Source organism: Caballeronia sp. (assembly GCF_049581465.1).
Lineage (GTDB): Bacteria > Pseudomonadota > Gammaproteobacteria > Burkholderiales > Burkholderiaceae > Caballeronia.
The window spans coordinates 1-3,665 of the sequence record NZ_JBAUSA010001344.1 but is presented as its reverse complement, the minus strand read 5'-3'; the positions used below and the strand labels follow the sequence as shown (position 1 = coordinate 3,665).

The 3,665-nt window shown below is 64.3% G+C and carries 4 protein-coding genes; all 4 read left to right on the top strand.

The features are described 5' to 3' along the window. The coding region (locus tag WCA53_RS32550) for a helix-turn-helix domain-containing protein (protein ID WP_423921593.1) at window positions 1-327 on the top strand (327 nt) is incomplete at its 5' end. 288 nt (window positions 328-615) lie between these two features. Beyond that, the gene (locus WCA53_RS32545) at window positions 616-1,686 is read left to right on the top strand and encodes a sugar ABC transporter substrate-binding protein (RefSeq protein WP_423921589.1); all 1,071 of its coding nucleotides are present in this window, start codon (window positions 616-618) and stop codon (window positions 1,684-1,686) included. A gap of 68 nt (window positions 1,687-1,754) precedes the next feature. Further along, entirely contained in the window at window positions 1,755-2,558 is an 804-nt protein-coding gene (locus WCA53_RS32540; RefSeq protein WP_423921584.1) for an ATP-binding cassette domain-containing protein, read from the top strand. A 14-nt stretch (window positions 2,559-2,572) separates the two neighbouring features. Beyond that, a partial coding sequence (locus WCA53_RS32535) for a sugar ABC transporter permease (RefSeq protein WP_423921581.1) occupies window positions 2,573-3,665 on the top strand: 1,093 nt, incomplete at its 3' end.

The following is a 3,665-nucleotide window of genomic DNA, read 5'->3' as shown; positions in this document are numbered from 1 at the left end:
GAGTTGCGCGAAACGGAGTTGGCCGAACTCGCGGGACAAAGCGCCAGCGCCTTTTCTCGATATTTCCGCCGGCACACCGGCGTGCCCTTCGTGCAGTATGTGAACCGGCTGCGCATTAATCTCGCCTGCCAATTACTGATGTCGGGTGAACTCACTATCACCGACATCTGCTATCAGGTCGGCTTTAACAATCTCTCGAATTTTAACCGCCAGTTCCTGGTGCTGAAGGACATGTCGCCGTCGCGATGGCGCGCGTATCAGGAGCTCAATGCAGCAAGCGGGACTGAATCGCCCGACGCGGCGCACGCCGCGGAAGCATTCGGCTAGCGCGTGTTTCATCGGTCGACCGCGGAACGCGGTGCTGATACATGGCCCCGCGCGACGCGAACCGCCTTCGAAATCTGCCAAGGGTAAGCCCCAAGTTTTTAGGCCCCAAGTTTTCCGCCATGTAACTCCCGTTTCTGACGTTCGTTTGATCCTGCTAGTCAAGTCCGCTAATTGCGACTTTTGCTCATTGCTACTTTGCTACTTTCGATGACAGCAGGATCCAGAGATTCTGTGTTAGCCGAATGAATTTATTGTGTACTACATAGTTCTACAATACGGAGACATTCAATGACCCGACTTTCAAAGCACTTTATCGGCTCCAGCGCGCTTAGCCTCGGCCTCGGCCTCAGCCTGTTAGGCGGCACGGCCGCACTGGCCGCGCCCAGTGGCACGGTCGCCTTCCTGATGCCCGACCAGGCGTCGACGCGCTACGAACAGCATGACTTCCCCGGCTTCAAGGCCGAAATGACCAAGCTCTGCCCCGACTGCAAGGTGCTCTACCAGAACGCCAACGCCGATGTCGCGACGCAGCAGCAGCAGTTCAACTCGGTAATCGCGCAAGGCGCCAAGGTGATCGTCCTCGACCCGGTGGACTCGACGGCCGCGGCGTCCCTGGTCCATATGGCGCAGGGCCAGGGTATCAAGGTGATCGCCTATGACCGGCCCGTGCCCTCGACCCCGGCCAACTACTACGTGTCGTTCGACAACGAAGGCATCGGCAAGGCTATCGCTCAGTCGCTCGTCCAGCACCTGAAAGACACGGGCGTGCCGACCACCAAGGGCGGCGTGCTCGAGGTCAACGGTTCGCCGACCGACGCGGCGGCGGGACTGATCAAGAAGGGCATCCACGCCGGGTTGCAGGGTAGCGGCTACAAGACGCTGGCCGAGTACGACACGCCGGACTGGGCGCCGCCGAAGGCCCAGCAATGGGTCAGCGGGCAGATCACCCGCTTCGGCTCGCAGATTGTTGGTGTCGTGGCCGCCAACGACGGCACGGGTGGCGGGGCCGTCGCGGCCTTCAAGGCAGCCGGCGTCAACCCGGTGCCACCGGTAACCGGCAACGACGCGACGCTCGCGGGACTGCAGTTGATCATCGCGGGCGACGAGTACAACACGATCCTGAAGCCGAGCGAGATCGTCGCCGCAGCGGCGGCGAAGGTGGCCGTCGGCTTCCTGTCCGGCCAGACGCCGAAGGGTGAAACGACGCTCTTCAACACCCCGTCCCAGCTCTTCAAGCCGGCGGTGATCACGGCGAACAATCTCAAGGCGGAGGTCGTCGACAAGGGATTCGCGAACGCCAAGGATCTGTGCACCGACCGCTATGCCGAAGGGTGCAAGAAACTCGGAATCACGAACTGAGTCTGCGCGATGCAGGTCGGGATCCCGCTCTTGCCGGGTCCCACTACTTTTATCGAGGTATCCGTCCCATGACTGACAACTCCACAACACGGTCCGGCCCTGGCGAGCTGGTGCTCAGCCTGCGCGGCGTCTCGAAGCACTTCGGAGCGGTCTCGGCCCTGACGGACATCGAGCTCGACGTGCATGCCGGCGAAGTGGTCGCCCTGGTAGGCGACAACGGGGCCGGGAAATCGACGCTGGTCAAGGTGCTCGCCGGTGTCCACCAACCCAGCACCGGCACGATCACGTTCGGCGGCAAGGAGGTCGCGCTGTCCAATCCGGCTGCGGCGCTCGACCTCGGCATCGCCACGGTGTTCCAGGACCTGGCGCTTTGCGAAAACCTCGATGTCGTCGCCAACATCTACCTCGGGCGCGAGCTGAATCCGCTGCGCCTCGACGAGGTCGCGATGGAGGTGAAGGCCTGGACCCTTCTGAACGAGCTGTCGGCCCGCATCCCGAGCGTGCGCGACGTGGTCGCCTCGCTGTCGGGCGGGCAGCGCCAGACCGTGGCGATCGCACGCTCGCTGCTGCTGGACCCGAAGCTGATCATGCTCGACGAGCCGACGGCGGCGCTGGGCGTAGCCCAGACCGCTGAGGTGCTGAACCTGATCGAGCGGGTGCGCGACCGCGGCCACGCGGTGATCATGATCAGCCACAACATGGAGGACGTGCGCGCCGTGGCCGATCGGATCGTGGTCCTGCGGCTTGGCCGCAACAACGGCATTTTCTATCCCGACTCCTCGAATCAGGAGCTGGTGGCCGCGATCACCGGCGCCACCGAGAACGCCGTGTCGCGCCGCGCCGGCCGGCGCCAGGCTGAACAGAACGCCTAGACGGAGAAACCATCATGAGCCACGAAACGCAAGGCGCTCCGCAACGTGAAGCGCAAGACAGTCCACCGCCTTCCACGCTGCTCGACCGCAGCGATATCCGCGTCAAGCACGCGACCGGGGTCGGCGGCGCCGTTGCCGCCTTCGTCGAACGGGTGCGCTCGGGCGATCTGGGTTCCCTGCCCGTCATCGCGGGCCTGGTCATCATCTGGACCGTGTTCACCAGCCTGAACCCGGTGTTCCTCTCAGCCGACAACCTGGTGAACCTGCTGTTCGACTGCTCGACGGTCGGGGTGATCTCGCTGGGCATCGTCTGCGTGCTGATGGTGGGGCAGATCGACCTGTCGGTGGGCTCGATGAGCGGCTTCGCTTCGGCCCTCGTCGGTACGCTCTGGGTCAATCATGGCTGGCCGGTGCTGCTGGCGATCGTGGCGGCCATCGTCGTTGGTGCGGTGGTCGGCGCCCTGTACGCGCTGCTGCTCAACCGGCTCGGCATGCCGAGCTTCGTCGCAACGCTGGCCGGGCTGCTCGCGATCCTCGGGATGCAGCTCTACGTGCTGGGCGCCACCGGGTCGATCAACCTGCCCTATGACACCACGCTGGTGAACCTCGGGCAACTCATCATCATCCCCGCAGTCGTTTCGTACCTCCTTGCACTCGTGCCCGGTGTCGCGATCCTTCTGCTCGGGTTGCGCACCCGTGAGCGTCGCCGTGCGTCCAATCTCTCTGCGCCCTCGGTGGGCAGCCTTCTCGTGCGCTGCGTGGCCACCACGGTGTTGCTGGAGGTCGTGGTCGCCTACCTTAACCAGGGGCGCGGCGTTCCGCTGATGTTCGGCATATTCCTCGCCCTCGCCGTCGCCATGGACTATGCGCTGACGAGGACGCGATGGGGCCGGTCGATGAACGCGGTCGGCGGCAATCACGAGGCCGCCAGGCGGGCGGGCATTAATGTCAGCGGCATCTATACCAGCGCCTTTGTGCTCTGCGCCAGTTTCGCCGCGCTCGGCGGCGTGCTGACTGCGGCACGGCTCGCTTCGGCCAGCCAGCAGGCCGGCAGCGGCGACGTGAACCTGAACGCCATTGCAGCGGCGGTGATTGGCGGTACCAGCC